The 14635-nt window shown below is 68.0% G+C and carries 12 protein-coding genes; 6 read left to right on the top strand and 6 right to left on the bottom strand.

The genetic code is table 11. The features are described 5' to 3' along the window. Positions 1 to 26 precede the first annotated feature (26 nt). Positions 27 to 1244 carry a glycosyltransferase gene (locus ASF80_RS01870; protein WP_056307499.1) on the top strand — a complete coding sequence of 406 codons (1218 nt, stop codon included), beginning with the start codon at positions 27 to 29 and terminating at the stop codon, positions 1242 to 1244. A 3-nt stretch (positions 1245 to 1247) separates the two neighbouring features. On the opposite strand, the gene ASF80_RS01865 is transcribed toward ASF80_RS01870, so the two are convergent. Further along, positions 1248 to 3350 carry a DNA topoisomerase IV subunit B gene (locus ASF80_RS01865; RefSeq protein WP_082488148.1) on the bottom strand — a complete coding sequence of 701 codons (2103 nt, stop codon included), beginning with the start codon at positions 3348 to 3350 and terminating at the stop codon, positions 1248 to 1250. Positions 3351 to 3534: 184 nt separating this feature from the next. Here ASF80_RS01865 and ASF80_RS01860 point away from each other — a divergent pair, with 184 nt between their 5' ends. Next, entirely contained in the window at positions 3535 to 3747 is a 213-nt protein-coding gene (locus ASF80_RS01860; protein WP_042540282.1) for a hypothetical protein, read from the top strand. 110 nt (positions 3748 to 3857) lie between these two features. Here ASF80_RS01860 and ASF80_RS01855 read toward each other — a convergent pair whose 3' ends face one another. Both ASF80_RS01855 and ASF80_RS01850 read right to left on the bottom strand, forming a co-directional pair. After that, positions 3858 to 4898: an alanine racemase gene (locus tag ASF80_RS01855; RefSeq protein WP_056311625.1), complete on the bottom strand. Its 1041-nt coding sequence runs from the start codon at positions 4896 to 4898 to the stop codon at positions 3858 to 3860. Further along, complete coding sequence (locus ASF80_RS01850) at positions 4895 to 5602, bottom strand: alanine racemase (RefSeq protein ID WP_235559852.1); 708 nt, start codon at positions 5600 to 5602, stop codon at positions 4895 to 4897. The genes ASF80_RS01855 and ASF80_RS01850 overlap by 4 nt, the downstream gene beginning before the upstream one ends. A gap of 79 nt (positions 5603 to 5681) precedes the next feature. On the opposite strand from ASF80_RS01850, the gene ASF80_RS01845 reads away from it, so the two are divergent. After that, on the top strand, positions 5682 to 6698 hold the full coding sequence (locus ASF80_RS01845; protein ID WP_056307496.1) for a sugar-transfer associated ATP-grasp domain-containing protein: 1017 nt from the start codon (positions 5682 to 5684) through the stop codon (positions 6696 to 6698). Positions 6699 to 6786: 88 nt separating this feature from the next. Here ASF80_RS01845 and ASF80_RS01840 read toward each other — a convergent pair whose 3' ends face one another. The 3 genes from ASF80_RS01840 to ASF80_RS01830 form a co-directional block, all read right to left on the bottom strand. Continuing rightward, a complete protein-coding gene (locus ASF80_RS01840; RefSeq protein ID WP_056307494.1) occupies positions 6787 to 7479 on the bottom strand; it encodes a coenzyme F420-0:L-glutamate ligase in 693 nt (230 codons plus the stop codon). Further along, positions 7479 to 8714 carry an RNA polymerase sigma factor gene (locus ASF80_RS01835; RefSeq protein WP_056307492.1) on the bottom strand — a complete coding sequence of 412 codons (1236 nt, stop codon included), beginning with the start codon at positions 8712 to 8714 and terminating at the stop codon, positions 7479 to 7481. Before ASF80_RS01835 ends, ASF80_RS01840 begins: the two co-directional genes overlap by 1 nt. Before the next feature lie 179 nt (positions 8715 to 8893). Beyond that, on the bottom strand, positions 8894 to 9835 hold the full coding sequence (locus tag ASF80_RS01830; RefSeq protein ID WP_056307490.1) for a proteasome assembly chaperone family protein: 942 nt from the start codon (positions 9833 to 9835) through the stop codon (positions 8894 to 8896). Positions 9836 to 9939: 104 nt separating this feature from the next. On the opposite strand from ASF80_RS01830, the gene ASF80_RS01825 reads away from it, so the two are divergent. The 3 genes from ASF80_RS01825 (at position 9940) to sucB (ending at position 14631) form a co-directional block, all read left to right on the top strand. Then, entirely contained in the window at positions 9940 to 11412 is a 1473-nt protein-coding gene (locus ASF80_RS01825; protein ID WP_056307488.1) for a leucyl aminopeptidase, read from the top strand. A 2-nt stretch (positions 11413 to 11414) separates the two neighbouring features. Then, the gene (lpdA, locus tag ASF80_RS01820; RefSeq protein ID WP_056307486.1) at positions 11415 to 12788 is read left to right on the top strand and encodes a dihydrolipoyl dehydrogenase; all 1374 of its coding nucleotides are present in this window, start codon (positions 11415 to 11417) and stop codon (positions 12786 to 12788) included. A 67-nt stretch (positions 12789 to 12855) separates the two neighbouring features. After that, on the top strand, positions 12856 to 14631 hold the full coding sequence (gene sucB / locus ASF80_RS01815) for a 2-oxoglutarate dehydrogenase, E2 component, dihydrolipoamide succinyltransferase (protein ID WP_056307484.1): 1776 nt from the start codon (positions 12856 to 12858) through the stop codon (positions 14629 to 14631). Positions 14632 to 14635 lie beyond the last annotated feature (4 nt).

Here is a 14635-nt window from a genome sequence, read left to right as displayed (position 1 = left end):
CACCCTAGCCGTCCTATTGTGGTCGAGTGCGCATCGCCATGGTCACCGACTACTACCTGCCGACTCTGGGCGGCGTGCAGACCGTGATCAAGGCGCACAGGGAGGCCCTGGAGCACGCCGGGCACGAGGTCTTCGTGTTCGCTCCCCTGGCTGCGCCCAGCGTCGATCCGCACATCGTGCGGCTGCCCACAGCCCGCGGCTTCGCGCCGGACGGCTATCCGTTCACGTGGACGCCGGCAGCCGCGGCGGCGGCGCTTCGCGACGGTCTGAGCACGCACGGGATCGAGATCGTCCACGTGCACACCGAGCTGTTCGCGGCGCTCGCCGGCTTCGAGGCCGCGCGGGCCCTCGGCATCCGGATCGTGCAGACCATGCACGGGCGCATCGACGTCTACACGCGGTCCGTGCTTCCGCTTCCCTCGGTCACGACGGCGCTGCTCGCGGCGATGCATCGACGACGCCTGAGCCACGACAGGGCGCGCATCGACTCGACCGCTGCGTACGCGAAGACGCGGATGGCCCAGCGGATGTGGCGGCTCATGGTGAGTCAGGCGAACCACGCCGACCAGGTGATAGTGCCGTCGGCGCATTTCGCCGAGAAGCTGGTCGCCCAGGGCGTGCAGACACCGCTGACCGTGCTGTCCAACGGACTCGAGTCGAGTGTGCTCGACCGGGTCGGCTCACCGACGCCGCGGATCGTCACGCCGGACGAAGAGCTCCGCGTCGTGTGGTGCGGTCGGCTGTCGCCCGAGAAACGGCCCCAGGTCTTCGTCGACGCCCTACGGCAGTCCCCCGGAGTCCGCGCCGAGATGTTCGGCGACGGTGTCGCGCGTCGCGCTGTCGCGGATGCCGCGGCGGATCTGCCGTCGGGGCGCCTCACGGTGCACGGCGGAGTCCCCCAGTCCCGGGTGCTCGACGGCATGCGTCAGGCGCACGTGCTGGTGTCGACCTCGCTCGACTTCGACAACCAGCCGATGGTCATCCTCGAGGCGATCGCGTCGGGGCTGCCGGTGATCGTCACCGACCCGGATCTCGCCGAGATGCTCCCCGACGGCGGCGGAATCGTGACCGCCACCCCGGATGCGACGGGGCTCGCCCAGGCATTCCGTGCGCTGCGCGACGACCCGGCCGCCGTCCGGTCGATGAGCACGGCTGCGATCTCCCACCGCGATCAGGTCGCGCAGGACACCCACCGGGATGCTCTGATCGATGTCTACCGCGCCGCACTGTCGCTCGCGCGGTGACGATCAGGCGTCGATCGACTCCCGCGACAGGCGGTCGGAGGAGTCGATGATGAACTCGCGGCGCGGGGCGACCTCATTGCCCATCAGCAGCTCGAAGACGCGACCCGCCGCCTCGGCATCCTCCATGCGCACGCGGCGCAGAAGCCGTCCGCCACGATCCATCGTGGTGTTCGCGAGCTGCTCGGCGTCCATCTCGCCCAGACCCTTGTAGCGCTGGATCGGCTCGTGCCAGCGCTTGCCGGCCTTGCGGAGCTTGGCCAGGAGCGTGTGCATCTCCTGCTCGCTGTAGGTGTAGATCGTCTCGTTCGGCTTGGAGCCGGGATTCATCACGATCACCCTGTGCAGCGGCGGCACCGCGGCGAACACGCGTCCGTGCTCGATGAGTGGACGCATGTACCGGTAGAAGAGCGTGAGGAGCAGCGTCCGGATGTGCGCACCGTCGACATCGGCGTCGCTCATCAGGATCACCTTGCCGTAGCGCGCGGCGTCGATGTCGAAGCTCCGACCCGACCCCGCACCGATGACCTGGATGATCGACGCGCACTCCGTGTTCGACAGCATGTCGCCGACGGAGGCCTTCTGCACGTTGAGGATCTTGCCGCGGATCGGCAGCAGGGCCTGGAACTCGCTGTTGCGCGCGTTCTTGGCCGTACCGAGAGCGGAGTCCCCCTCGACGATGAACAGCTCGCTGCGCTCGACCTCGTTCGTGCGGCAATCGACCAGCTTGGTCGGCAGCGTCGACGACTCCAGGGCGTTCTTGCGTCGCTGGGTCTCCTTGTGCGCGCGAGCCGAGACGCGGGCCTTCATCTCGGCGACGATCTTGTCGAGCAGCTGCGTCGCCTGGCTCTTGTCGTCTCGCTTGGTCGAGCTGAAGCGCGCGGCGAGATCCTTGCGGATCACCTGGGCCACGATCTGGCGCACGGCCGGTGTGCCGAGGATCTCCTTCGTCTGACCCTCGAACTGCGGCTCGGGGACGTTCACCGTGAGCACCGCGGTGAGGCCGGCGAGGACGTCGTCCTTCTCGAGCTTGTCGTTGCTGCCGACCTTCAGCCGTCGTGCGTTCTGATCGACCTGCGCGCGCAGCACCTTCAGCAGCTCCTGCTCGAAGCCCTGCTGGTGCGTGCCCCCCTTGGGGGTGGCGATGATGTTGACGAACGACCGCGTGGTCGTGTCGTAGCCCGTTCCCCAGCGCATCGCGATGTCGACGGCGCAGACGCGCTCGACCTCTGTCGCGATCATGTGGCCGTCGGCCTGCAGAACCGGCACTGTCTCTTTGAAGGTGCCTTCGCCCTGGATGCGCCAGGTGTCGGTGACGGGAGCGTCGTTGGCGAGGTACTCGACGAACTCCGAGATGCCGCCGTCGTACCGGTAGGAGGTCTCGATCGCCTGGCCTTCGACCTCGGACCCGTTCGCCGCGCGCTCGTCGCGGATGACGAGCTCGAGGCCGGGGACGAGGAACGCCGTCTGTCGAGCGCGGTTCACCAGATCGTTGAGCTGGAACGCGGCATCCTTCGTGAAGATCTGGTGATCAGCCCAGTAGCGGATGCGCGTGCCGCTGGTGCCGCGCGGCGCCTTGCCGACGACACGCAGCTCGCTCTTGTCCTGGAACGGCGTGAATTTCGCGTCCGGTCGCTTTTCACCGGAGTCGGCGAAGAGTCCGGGCTCGCCGCGGTGGAACGACATCGCGTACGTCTTGCTGCCGCGGTCGACCTCGACGTCGAGGCGTTCGGACAGGGCGTTGACCACCGAGGCACCGACACCGTGCAGACCACCGGATGCGGCGTACGATCCGCCGCCGAACTTGCCGCCGGCGTGCAGCTTCGTGAACACGACCTCGACGCCGGTGAGACCGGTGCGGGGCTCGACGTCGACGGGGATGCCGCGGCCGCGGTCATGGACCTCGACGCTGCCGTCCTCGTGCAGGATGATGTCGATCTTCGAGCCGTTGCCCGCGACGGCCTCGTCGACGGCGTTGTCGATGATCTCCCAGAGGCAGTGCATCAGGCCCGGGGATCCGTTCGAACCGATGTACATACCGGGACGCTTGCGGACGGCCTCGAGCCCTTCGAGCACCTGGAGATGATGGGCGGAATACTCGGCGGTCACAATCTCCGAGTCTATTCGCGATGCCTCCCCGGGGCCTGCAGACACTCCCCGTGGGCTACCACTGCGACCGCTGCGCGTACGCGCTGAGCGAAACACGCCGCAAACCGGGCATTACTACAGCCACAGCGTGGTTACATTGATCACGCCCAACCAGCGAACCCGACACTCTCAAGGAGGCACCGAGATGAACGCAACGACTGAACGTGAGACCTCCGCCGTCGAGTTCCGCCTGACCGCCATGGATCGCTGTGATTCGTGTGGCGCTCAGGCCTACATCGCGGCCGAGGTCAACGGCTCCGAGCTGCTCTTCTGCGCCCACCACGGACGCAAGTACGAAGAGAAGCTCCGCAGCATCGCCACGAGCTGGCACGATGAGACCGCTCGTCTGATCGACTGAGCCACTCGGTCTGATCCGCCTCGGAGCCCGTCATGCGACGGGCTCCGCTTTCGTTGTCCGGCCCCGCGCGTCGACACACGACCCGTCGTCAATCGACACACGACCCGTCGTCAATAGACGACGACGCGTCGCACGCGAGGGGTCAGCCGGGTGAGGATCTCCTCCCCGACCGTGTCGATCCTCTCGGCGAGGGTGGTCGCGCTGGATTCCCCGTGCTCCCCCGCCCCGAAGAGTCGGACGGTGTCGCCCACCTGCATTCCCGGCCAGGATGCGACCACGGACGTCGTCATGTCGATGCGGAGCAGTTCGCGTGGTCCGTCCGGTGTGCCGACGTCTGCGCCCACGAGCGTGGACGGGATGCCGTCGAAAGCGCCGATCGCGATCACCGCGCCGTTGTCGCGGACTTCGATCACCGTGGCCACGAGCTCTGCCACAGGCACGATCCCCTCCAGGTTCGGGCCGTCGGCCGAGCGGACGCCGTAGCAGAACGCGCCGATCCGAGAGACGGAACCGCGCAGCTCGGGGCGCCACCATGATGCTGCGGATGCCGTCAGATGCAGTGCCTCGGGGGTGTCCCCGGATTCCTCGACCACGCGGACGGCATCGAGGAACGCCGCCTGGGCCTCGTCGTCCTCGGCGTCGCTGGCTTCGGCGAGATGGCTCCAGATCCCGGCGAGCTCGAGCTGGCCCGCGGTCTCGCCGGCACGCACCTGCGCGATCGTCTGCGCCCATTCCTCCGGAAGCAGTCCGTTGCGGTGCAGCCCGGTGTCGATCTTGAGATGGATCCGCGCGCGGAGGCCGAGGTGGTCGGCCCGCGCGACGATGCGCTCGAGGTACTCGGCGCTGCCGACGCCGAGGTCGATCCGCTGGCGTAGCGCCTCGTCGATCTCGGGATCGGTCGATGTGACCCAGGCGAGCACGCGCCCGCTCTCGCCCAGTACGCGCCGTGCCTCGACACCGCTGCCGACGTCATAGGAGCCGTACCATTCGACGCCGGCGCTCTGGGCCGCCTCGACCGCCCAGCGGAGCCCGTGTCCGTACGCGTCGTCCTTGAGGACCACCATCAGGGCCGACGGAGCGATGCGCTCGCGCACGGCGGCGATGTTCGACACGAATCGATCGGTGCGGATGCGCAGTTCCGGGCGGCTCATGCCTCCCACCCCCGCTCCGCGTGCGACCCGGCCACGGCGATGAGCTCGGCGATCGTGAGTCCGGTCACAGCGCTCCAGCGCGCGAGCCCAGGGCCGGCAGGTCCCGGCCCGCCGAAGTAGGTGGCGTCGACACCCGGCTGGGCATCGGTGGCATCCTGCAGATCGATCACGCAGACATCCATCGCGACGCGCCCGACGATCGGACGTTGCACGCCGTCGATCTCGACGTGAGCCGCGTTGCCGAGCGCCCGAACGATCCCCTGCGCATATCCGCCGGTGATGAGTGCTGCTGTGGTGTCGCGCGCTGCTCGATGCGTGTAGCCGTACGAGACCGCGTCTCCGGCCTTCAGCGGCTTCGTCGAGAGGATTCGTCCGGCGAGGCGCATCACGGGGGTCGTGCGCAGCGTCCCCTCGACGTCGGGCAGCCCGTAGAGCAGTGACGGATCGATGTCGGCCGCGCCCTCGGTGACCGCCTCGATGCCCTCGAGTCGCAGCATCTCGGCCTCTTCGGCATAGTCCACGAGCACGGCGGCAGCGCCGGCACCCGTCACGGCGTGCGCGATCGCGAGCACTCCATGCCCCCAGGCATCCCTGCGGAGATCCGCGATGCGGCCTCCGGCGTCGACGGCTGCGGACGCGGACGCGGCCAGAGCCGACCGCGAGATCATCGCCCTCGGACGGGAGCTGGATGTCTTCTCACACACGGTTCCAGCCTAGCTCCGCCTTCTCAGGATGCCCTGCGTGCCCCCCGTAGACTGGATGGGACCCCGACCTTGGAGATCCATGTCACGCTTTTCCCTCGTGCCCCGCGTCCGCTATCTGCTGACGCGCGCCCGCCGCATCGACGTCGCCTCGGTGATCGAGAGGGCCAAGGAGTCATCCGCCCAGCACGGCAAGGCCGTGCCGCTCGTGGTGGTCGACATGCTGTGGTCGGCGGGTCGACACAACGTCGGATTCCAGGACTACATCGACTACGACTTCGCGATCCTCACCAAGGCCGAGCGCGACACCTTCATGACGCACCCGGTCTCCAACGAGATCTCCCAGAAGTACGACCACCCCGACTACCGGCACCTCTTCCACGACAAGGCCGAGTTCAACGCCGTCTTCGACGCGTTCCTCAAGCGCGAATGGATGCTCATCGCCGAGGGCAATGCCGAGCAGTTGCGCGCCTTCACAGAGCGCCAGGGCACGATCGTCGTCAAGGAGACGCACGGTCAGGCCGGCACCGGCGTGCACCGCTACCACGCGGCCGACGTGACCGACTGGGACGCCTTCCACGCGGAACTGCTGTCGAAGAAGCAGGTGCTGGTCGAAGAGGTCATCCGTCAGCACTCCGACCTCGCGGCCGTCTGCCCCGGCACCGTGAACACCACCCGCATCACCGCGTTCTTCGACGGCGAGAAGACGCACATCCTCGCCATGGCGCAGAAGTTCGGGCGCGGAGCCGTGAGCGACCAGATGAGCTTCGGCGGTTTCTACACGATGCTCGACGAGAACGGGCACTCCGTCGGTTCGGGCTACGACTCGCACGGTCACGTGCACGTGACGCACCCTGACTCGGGCTTCCCGATCGCCGACTTCCAGCTGCCGATGATGGACGAGGTCCGGGAGTTCGTCGACCAGGTGGCTCGCGTCGTGCCCCAGGTGCAGTACGTCGGCTGGGACGTCGTGGTCACCCCCGAGGGGCCCGTCCTGGTCGAGGGCAACTGGGGAGCCGGTGTGTACGAGAACAAGCCGAGCGTCACGGGCATCCGCACGGGCCACAAGCCTCGCTACCAGGCCGCGATCGGGTTCTGACCCGACTGGGTTCTGACCGACTCAGGCACGAAGAAGGCCCGGATGCTGAGCATCCGGGCCTTCTTGCTGTCAGTGCGACTCGCGAAGGTCAGACCTCGCGGACGATTCCCATCGGCGTCGACTGCGTCGCCTGGCCGAGCGGATTGTCGCCCAGGATCTGGACGAGCCGGCGCTCACCGGCCTTGTCGAGGGTCGAGCCGAGGATGTTGCCGCCGATGTCGTTGATGTCGACGACCGCGACATCCACCTGTCCGCCGACCAGCTTCTGGACGCGGAGCGCGACCTCGCGCGGGTTCTTCGGCCCGAGCACGACCGCCTGGTTGTAGGGAGGGATCGTGTTCTTCGTGGGTCCGTCGATCGCGCGGGCCTTGTCGCCCGCGATGCGATAGAAGTCACCGCGACGGCCGAAGGCCTTCGTGATCACCGAGACGCCGGCCGCGAAGAGGATGCGCAGGGTGCCGCACTCGCGCAGGGCCATCTCCATCGTCTCCGGCATGCCGAGACCGATGCCGTAGGACGTGCGTACGACGTACCGCGAGAGGAAGCGCGCGAGCGGACGTGGAGTGATCTCGTCGAGACGGTATGAGCGTCCCTGCGTGATCGCCACGATCTTCTCGGTCACGAACAGCAGGTCGCCCGGCTGCACGGCGCCCTTCGCGTACTCCGTGATGACGGAGTCGAGGTCGTCGTCAGGCATGACGACGCGGGTGCGCAGCGGAATACGTGCGTAGCTCTTGCCGTCGACACTCGTCTCGAGCGCCTTGCCCTCGTTCGCCTGCATCACTCGAGGTAGTCCCGCAGCGACTGCGAGCGGCTCGGGTGGCGCAGCTTCGCCATCGTCTTCGACTCGATCTGACGGATGCGCTCACGCGTCACGCCGAACGTGTCACCGATCTGGTCGAGCGTCTTGGGCTGGCCGTCGCCGAGTCCGAAGCGCATCCGGATGACACCGGCCTCACGCTCCGAGAGCGAGTCGAGCAGCTGCTCGAGCTGACGCTGCAGCATCGTGAAGCCGACCGCGTCCGCGGGGACGACGGCCTCGGTGTCCTCGATGAGGTCACCGAACTCGCTGTCGCCGTCCTCACCGAGGGGGGTGTGCAGCGAGATGGGCTCACGGCCGTACTTCTGGACCTCGACGACCTTCTCAGGCGTCATGTCCAGCTCGCGGCTGAGCTCTTCCGGCGTGGGCTCGCGGCCCAGGTCCTGCAGCATCTGGCGCTGTACGCGGGCCAGCTTGTTGATGACCTCGACCATGTGCACCGGGATGCGGATGGTGCGGGCCTGGTCGGCCATGGCGCGCGTGATCGCCTGACGGATCCACCAGGTGGCGTACGTCGAGAACTTGAAGCCCTTGGTGTAGTCGAACTTCTCGACCGCACGGATCAGACCGAGGTTGCCCTCCTGGATCAGATCCAGGAACTGCATGCCGCGGCCGGTGTAGCGCTTGGCGAGAGAGACGACGAGACGCAGGTTGGCTCCGAGCAGGTGGCTCTTGGCGCGCTGACCGTCGCGGGCGACCCACTGCAGGTCGAGTCCGAGCTGACCTGCCTTCTCAGCGGCGGTCATCGTCGAGAGCTTCTCTTCGGCGAACAGACCGGCTTCGATGCGCATCGCGAGCTCGACCTCTTCGGCCGCGTTCAGCAGTGCGACCTTTCCGATCTGCTTCAGGTAGTCCTTGACGGGGTCGGCCGTCGCACCGGTGATCTGCGTCGAGTAGACCGGCACGTCCTCGTCGTCGTTCGACGAGATGACGATGGCGCCGGTCGGCAGCGGTTCGGTGAACTTGGGCTTCGAGTCCTCGTCGTCCTCGTCGGGTTCTGCGGGCGGAGGAGTCTCGTCGTCTTCGACGATGTCATCGGCCTTCTTCTTCTTGGCGGGCGCGCGCTTGGCAGCGGCCCGCTGCGCTGCGGTCTTGGGAACCGGCTTCTCAGCGGCCTCCTCGACCGGGGCGTCGACCTCGGGAGCGTCGGCGGTCTTCTTCGTCGTCCGGGTCTTCTTCGTCGTGGCAGGAGTCACGTTTCGCCTTTCACGGGGCCGCTCGCAGGCCCCGGAGCATTTCGGACACTAGTAAGACCCTTGTCAAGTCAGATCTCCGGAAAGATCGATTGACAACGGGTCAGAGTCCTAGTATCGCACACGTGTGGGCATGCAGGTGCATTCGACTGAAGTTCACGACCCGGATGGCAACCCCGACGTCAACCTCGGCCGGGCTTGTCCTCGTCGCCGCTGGGACGTGAGGCGAGGTACCGCTCGAGCTCGGCGGCCAGTTCGTCGGCGCTCGGGAGATCGCGCTCGTTGAATCCGCCCTCGTCGTACGAGCCATCCTCGGGGTCGCGGCCGGCCATGTAGGCGTCGTAGCGACGCTCGAGACCCTGCACCATCTGCTGCAGCTCGTCGTTGCCGAGCACCTGCTCGTCGACCCGCGTCAGATAGTCCTGGCGGCGCTCCTGCACCTCGTCGAGCAGGATCACGAGGCCGGTGGCGGCCATGAGCTTCTCGGCGGCCGCGATCACGGCTTCCGGATTCTCGGTCTCTGCGAGGTAGTGCGGAACGAGCAGGACGAAGCCGACGACGCGGGCGCCGTGCTCGGCGAAACGGAACTCCAGCAGATGCCCTGCGGTCGCCGGCACCTGCGTACGCGGACGCCACACGGAGTGCGCGACCGTGAGCTCGCGACGGTTGCCGCTGACCGTGGTGCCGATCGGACGGGTGTGGGGCACGGGCATCGCGATGGAGTGGACCCAGTTGAGGCCGGACACCTCGAACTCGTCGGCGAGGTCGAGCACCGTGCGCGCGAACTCGTTCCATGCGAAGTCGGGCTCGTAGCCCGCGAGGAGCAGGAACTTCTGACCGAGGGCATCTGTCGCGAGCGAGAGCTCGAGCCGCGCCGGACGGAATTCCGTGAGGTGGTCCTGATCGAACGAGATCACGGGGCGACGCGCCCGGTAGTCGAGGAGCACGTCGTTGTCGAAGACCGCGATCGGCTCGGGGGAGGTCGTCTCACGGAGGTGCTCGATGAGGCCTGAGACAGCGTTGCCCGCATCGGTGAAACCCGTCAGGAGCAGTACAAGGGGCAGCCCGCGCGGCACCGCCGGCGCGTTCGCTACACGTTCATGGATCTCTCCGGAGAAGGGCATGAGTCCATGCTACGAGCAGGTTCCGACGGGCGGGCGGTGGCCGTCATGCTGAGAGCGAACACTCGCTCCGCGTCTCCCCTTGCAGGCTTCCCTAGGATGGAGTCATGACGCTTCCCGCGCTCTCGCGCACCTCAGATCAGTTCCCCGGAAGCGCTGCAGACGCCGCAGTGCTCGTCATCCCCGACATCTCCGACTCCACAGAGTCGTTGTCGGACCACCCGGGACTCGCCGCCTCTCTGAAGGGCATCGGCTTCACAGGCTCGCCGTCCGCGTTCACCCGCGTGTACGCCCCGGAGGTCACGGAGCTGCCGTTCGCCGTCGTCGGTGTCGGACGCACCGCCGATGCCGCCGCTATGCGGAACGCGGTCGGTGCAGCGCTTCGCTCCCTCACCGGTTTCGAGAAGGTCTCACTCGGACTCGCTCCCGGACTCGAGGAGTTCGCCTCCGCGGCGGCAGAAGGCGCAGTCCTCGGCGGCTACCGATTCGACAGCTACCGCCGCGAGCCCGGCAAGAGCCGTGCCACGTCGGTCGTGCTGCATGCGGAGCTCGATGATGAGGAGCTCTCTCGAGCAGTCGCGGTCGGCGAGGCCGTCGCTCTCGTGAAGGACCTCGTGTTCGTGCCTGCCGAGTGGCAGAGCCCCACCCAGCTCGCGCAGAGCGCCGCGGACAGCGTCGAGGGCCTCGACGTCACGGTCGAGATCCTCGATGAGGATGCACTCGCCGAGCAGGGCTTCGGCGGAATCCTCGGCGTCGCCCAGGGCTCGGACCGTCCTCCGCGTCTCGTGCGACTCGACTACGCACCCGCGAACGCCACCCGGCACATCGCGCTGGTCGGCAAGGGGATCACGTTCGACACCGGCGGACTCTCGCTCAAGCCCGCGGCATCGATGGTGGGGATGAAGTTCGACATGGCGGGCGCCGCGACGAGCGTCGCCGCCCTGCGCGCGATCGCCGCGCTCGGTCTTCCCGTGCACGTCACGGCCTGGCTCTGCATCACCGACAACATGCCGTCCGGTCGGGCGCTGCGCCCCGGCGACGTCATCAGGATGCTCGACGGCACCACCGTCGAGGTCCCGAACACGGACGCCGAGGGTCGACTGGTCATGGCGGACGGCCTGGTCGCCGCGAGCCGCGAGAACCCCGACGTGATCATCGACGTCGCGACGCTCACCGGGGCGATCGTCATGGCGCTGGGCCACCGTCACACCGGTGTCTTCGGCGCCGATGACGCCGTCACCGAGTTCCTGGGCGCCGCACGGGCCGCAGACGAGCTCGCCTGGCACATGCCTCTGCCCGAGCACATGGAAGACTCGCTCGATTCGCCCATCGCCGACATGCAGAACGCGAACATGAGCGACCGCATGGGCGGTGCGTCGTATGCAGGGCTCTTCCTGCGACGCTTCGTCGGACGTGTCTCCGACGAGAAGGACGCCCCTCGCATCCCCTGGGTGCACCTCGACATCGCCGGATCCGGCGAGCACAACGGTGCGCCGTACGGCTTCACCGACAAGGGCCCCACGGGCGCGATGGTCCGATCGATCATCGCGTTCGCCGAAGCATCCCACACGGAGGCATGACCATGACCACGCACACCTTCGACATCGTCGTCCTGGGCGGCGGAAGCGGCGGATACGCCGCGGCACTGCGAGCGAGCGAGCTCGGCAAGTCCGTCGCGCTCATCGAGAAGGACAAGGTCGGCGGCACCTGCCTGCACCGGGGATGCATCCCCACCAAGGCGCTCCTGCACGCCGCAGAGGTGGCGGAGCACGTGCGCGGCGCCGCTCATGTGGGCATCTCCGCGACGCTCGAGGGCATCGACCCCGCTGGGGTGCGCGCTTACCGCGAGGGCATCGTCGCGAAGAAGTACAAGGGCCTCGAAGGTCTCGTCAAGGCCCGCGGCATCACGACCGTCGCCGGCATGGGCCGCCTGAACGCCGACCGCTCGGTCAGCGTCGGAGACGACGTCTACGTCGGCACGGACGTGATCCTCGCCACCGGCTCGTACAGCCGCACCCTTCCCGGCCTCGAGATCGGTGGGCGGATCCTGACGAGTGAGCAGGCGCTGGCTCTGGACGTCATCCCCGAGCGCGTCCTGATCCTCGGCGGTGGCGTGATCGGCGTCGAGTTCGCGAGCGTGTGGCGCTCGTTCGGCGCCGAGGTCGCGATCATCGAAGCCCTCCCGCATCTCGTCCCGAACGAGGACATCGCGATGAGCAAGGGCCTCGAGCGCGCGTTCCGCCGCCGCGGCATCCAGTACTCGCTCGGCATCCGGTTCCAGACCGCCACGCAGGACGACGCCTCCGTCACCGTCACGCTCGAGGACGGCAAGGAGTTCTCCGCCGACTATCTCCTCGTCGCTGTCGGACGCGGTCCGGTCACCTCCGACCTGGGCTTCGAGGAGGCGGGTGTCGCCCTCGACCGTGGTTTCGTCACGGTCGATCAGGACCTCCGCACGGGCGTCCCCGGAGTGTGGGCCGTCGGCGACATCACCCCGGGTCTGCAGCTCGCGCATCGCGGCTTCCAGCAGGGCATCGCGGTCGCGGAGCGGATCGCCGGACTCTCCCCCACGAACATCCCCGACATCCAGATCCCCAAGGTCACCTATTCGAGCCCCGAGGTCGCGTCGGTCGGCGTCACCGAGGAGGCAGCCGTCGCCGAGCACGGCGCGGATGCTGTCGTCGCCTACGAGTACAACCTCGCCGGAAACGGCAAGAGCGAGATCATCGGCACGGGCGGGCTCGTGAAGGTCGTCCGGCTGAAGGACGGACCCGTGATCGGCGTCCACCTGCTCGGCGACCGGGTGGGCGAACTCATCACCGAGGGCCAGCTGGCCGTCGCGTGGGAGGCCCATCCCGAGGACATCGCACCCCTCATTCACGCTCACCCGACTCAGAGCGAGGCACTCGGCGAAGCCTTCCTCGCGCTCGCCGGAAAGCCACTGCACGCCCTCTGAACACCAACCGGTGAACAGTTCACTAAGCTAGACACGCGTCATTTAACTTCTTGAAGGAGACTCAGTCATGAGCACATCCGTCGTCCTCCCCCCTCTCGGCGAGAGCGTCACAGAGGGTACGGTCACCCGCTGGCTCAAGCAGGTGGGAGACACCGTTCAGGCGGATGAGGGCCTGCTCGAGATCTCGACCGACAAGGTCGACACCGAGATCCCCTCGCCCATCACCGGTGTGATCGAGGAGATCCTCGTCGCCGAGGACGAGACCGTCGAGGTCGGCGCGCTGCTCGCGCGCATCGGCGACGGCAGCAACTCGGCCCCTGGCGACGATGCTCCTGCCGCAGCGGCTCCGGCCGCCGAGCAGGCGCCCGAGCCGGCCGCACCGCAGGCCGAGGCACCCGCTGCACCGGCAGAGCCCGAGGCCGCTGCCCCCGCTGAAGCCGCGCCCGCCGCCGCTCCGGCGGGCGATGCCACCGACATCGTCCTTCCCGAGCTGGGCGAAAGCGTGACCGAGGGCACCGTCACGCGCTGGCTCAAGCAGATCGGTGACACCGTCGAGGTCGACGAGGCGCTGCTGGAGATCTCGACCGACAAGGTCGACACCGAGATCCCGTCGCCGGTCGCCGGCGTCCTCCAGGAGATCGTGGCCGCTGAAGACGAGACCGTCGCCGTCGGCGCCGTGCTCGCCCGTGTCGGCTCCGGTGCTGCTCCCGCGGCTCCGGCAGAGGCTCCGGCGGCAGAGGCTCCGGCCGCTCCCGCAGAGACTCCTTCCGCCCAGGCTCCGGCCGCGCCGGCGGCTGAGGCCCCCGTGACACAGGCTCCCGCTGCCGAGGCGGCCGCCGCACCTGTCGCACCCGCTCCTCCGGCCGCACCGTCGGAGCCCGCACCCGCTGCGGCTTCGGCACCAGCCGAGCCGAAGCTGTCTCTCCCCACGGAGAGCGACAACCTGTATGTGACCCCGCTCGTGCGCCGCCTGGCTTCGCAGCAGGGCGTCGACCTCGCCAGCGTCACCGGTACCGGCGTGGGAGGACGTATCCGCAAGGAAGACGTCCTCAAGGCCGCCGAAAGCGCCTCGTCTGCACCCGCTGCAGCCGCCGCTCCTGCCGCACCGGCTCCGCTCGAGGTGTCGCCGCTGCGTGGCACCACGCAGCCGATGTCGCGTCTGCGCAAGGTCCTCGCGAAGCGCGCCGTCGAGTCGATGCAGCAGACCGCTCAGCTCACCACCGTGGTCGAGGTCGATGTCACCGCTCTCGCGGAGTACCGCGACAGCGTCAAGGGATCGTTCCTCGAGAAGACCGGCGACAAGCTGTCGTTCCTGCCGTTCTTCGCTCTGGCTGCCGCCGAGGCGCTTCGCGCCTTCCCGATCGTGAATGCCACGGTCGACGGAGAGAACATCGTCTACCCGGAGTCCGAGAACGTGTCGATCGCCGTCGACACCGAGCGCGGTCTGCTCACGCCGGTTCTGCGCGATGCCGCATCGAAGAACATCGCGGAGATCGCCCACGAGATCGCCGACCTCGCCGCACGCACGCGTGACAACAAGCTGAAGCCCGACGAGCTCGCCGGCGGCACGTTCACGCTGACCAACACCGGTTCGCGTGGCGCGCTGTTCGACACCCCCGTCGTGTTCCTTCCGCAGTCCGCGATCCTCGGCACCGGAACGGTCGTCAAGCGCCCCGGTCTGGTCAAGGTCGGCGGCGCAGACGCGATCGCCGTCCGCTCGTACGTGTACCTCGCACTCTCGTACGACCACCGCATCATCGATGGTGCCGACGCCGCCCGCTTCCTGGGGGCTGTCAAGGCACGCCTCGAGTCGGCGCAGTTCGCCGCGCAGCTCGGAGCCTGACCAC

Origin of the sequence: Microbacterium sp. Leaf159 (assembly GCF_001423615.1) — a bacterium.
Classification (GTDB): Bacteria; Actinomycetota; Actinomycetes; order Actinomycetales; family Microbacteriaceae; genus Microbacterium.
The sequence above is the reverse complement of the archived record's forward strand: the minus strand, read 5'-3'. Positions and strand labels throughout refer to the sequence as shown.

What these genes read in the sequence shown, in the direction of transcription:
- ASF80_RS01860 (WP_042540282.1), top strand. Translation starts at nt 3,535, where the DNA reads ATGAACGCAACGACTGAACGTGAGACCTCCGCCGTCGAGTTCCGCCTG.
- ASF80_RS01855 (WP_056311625.1), bottom strand. Translation starts at nt 4,898, where the DNA reads ATGAGCCGCCCGGAACTGCGCATCCGCACCGATCGATTCGTGTCGAAC.
- ASF80_RS01845 (WP_056307496.1), top strand. Translation starts at nt 5,682, where the DNA reads ATGTCACGCTTTTCCCTCGTGCCCCGCGTCCGCTATCTGCTGACGCGC.
- ASF80_RS01840 (WP_056307494.1), bottom strand. Translation starts at nt 7,479, where the DNA reads ATGCAGGCGAACGAGGGCAAGGCGCTCGAGACGAGTGTCGACGGCAAG.
- ASF80_RS01830 (WP_056307490.1), bottom strand. Translation starts at nt 9,835, where the DNA reads ATGCCCTTCTCCGGAGAGATCCATGAACGTGTAGCGAACGCGCCGGCG.
- ASF80_RS01825 (WP_056307488.1), top strand. Translation starts at nt 9,940, where the DNA reads ATGACGCTTCCCGCGCTCTCGCGCACCTCAGATCAGTTCCCCGGAAGC.
- lpdA (WP_056307486.1), top strand. Translation starts at nt 11,415, where the DNA reads ATGACCACGCACACCTTCGACATCGTCGTCCTGGGCGGCGGAAGCGGC.
- sucB (WP_056307484.1), top strand. Translation starts at nt 12,856, where the DNA reads ATGAGCACATCCGTCGTCCTCCCCCCTCTCGGCGAGAGCGTCACAGAG.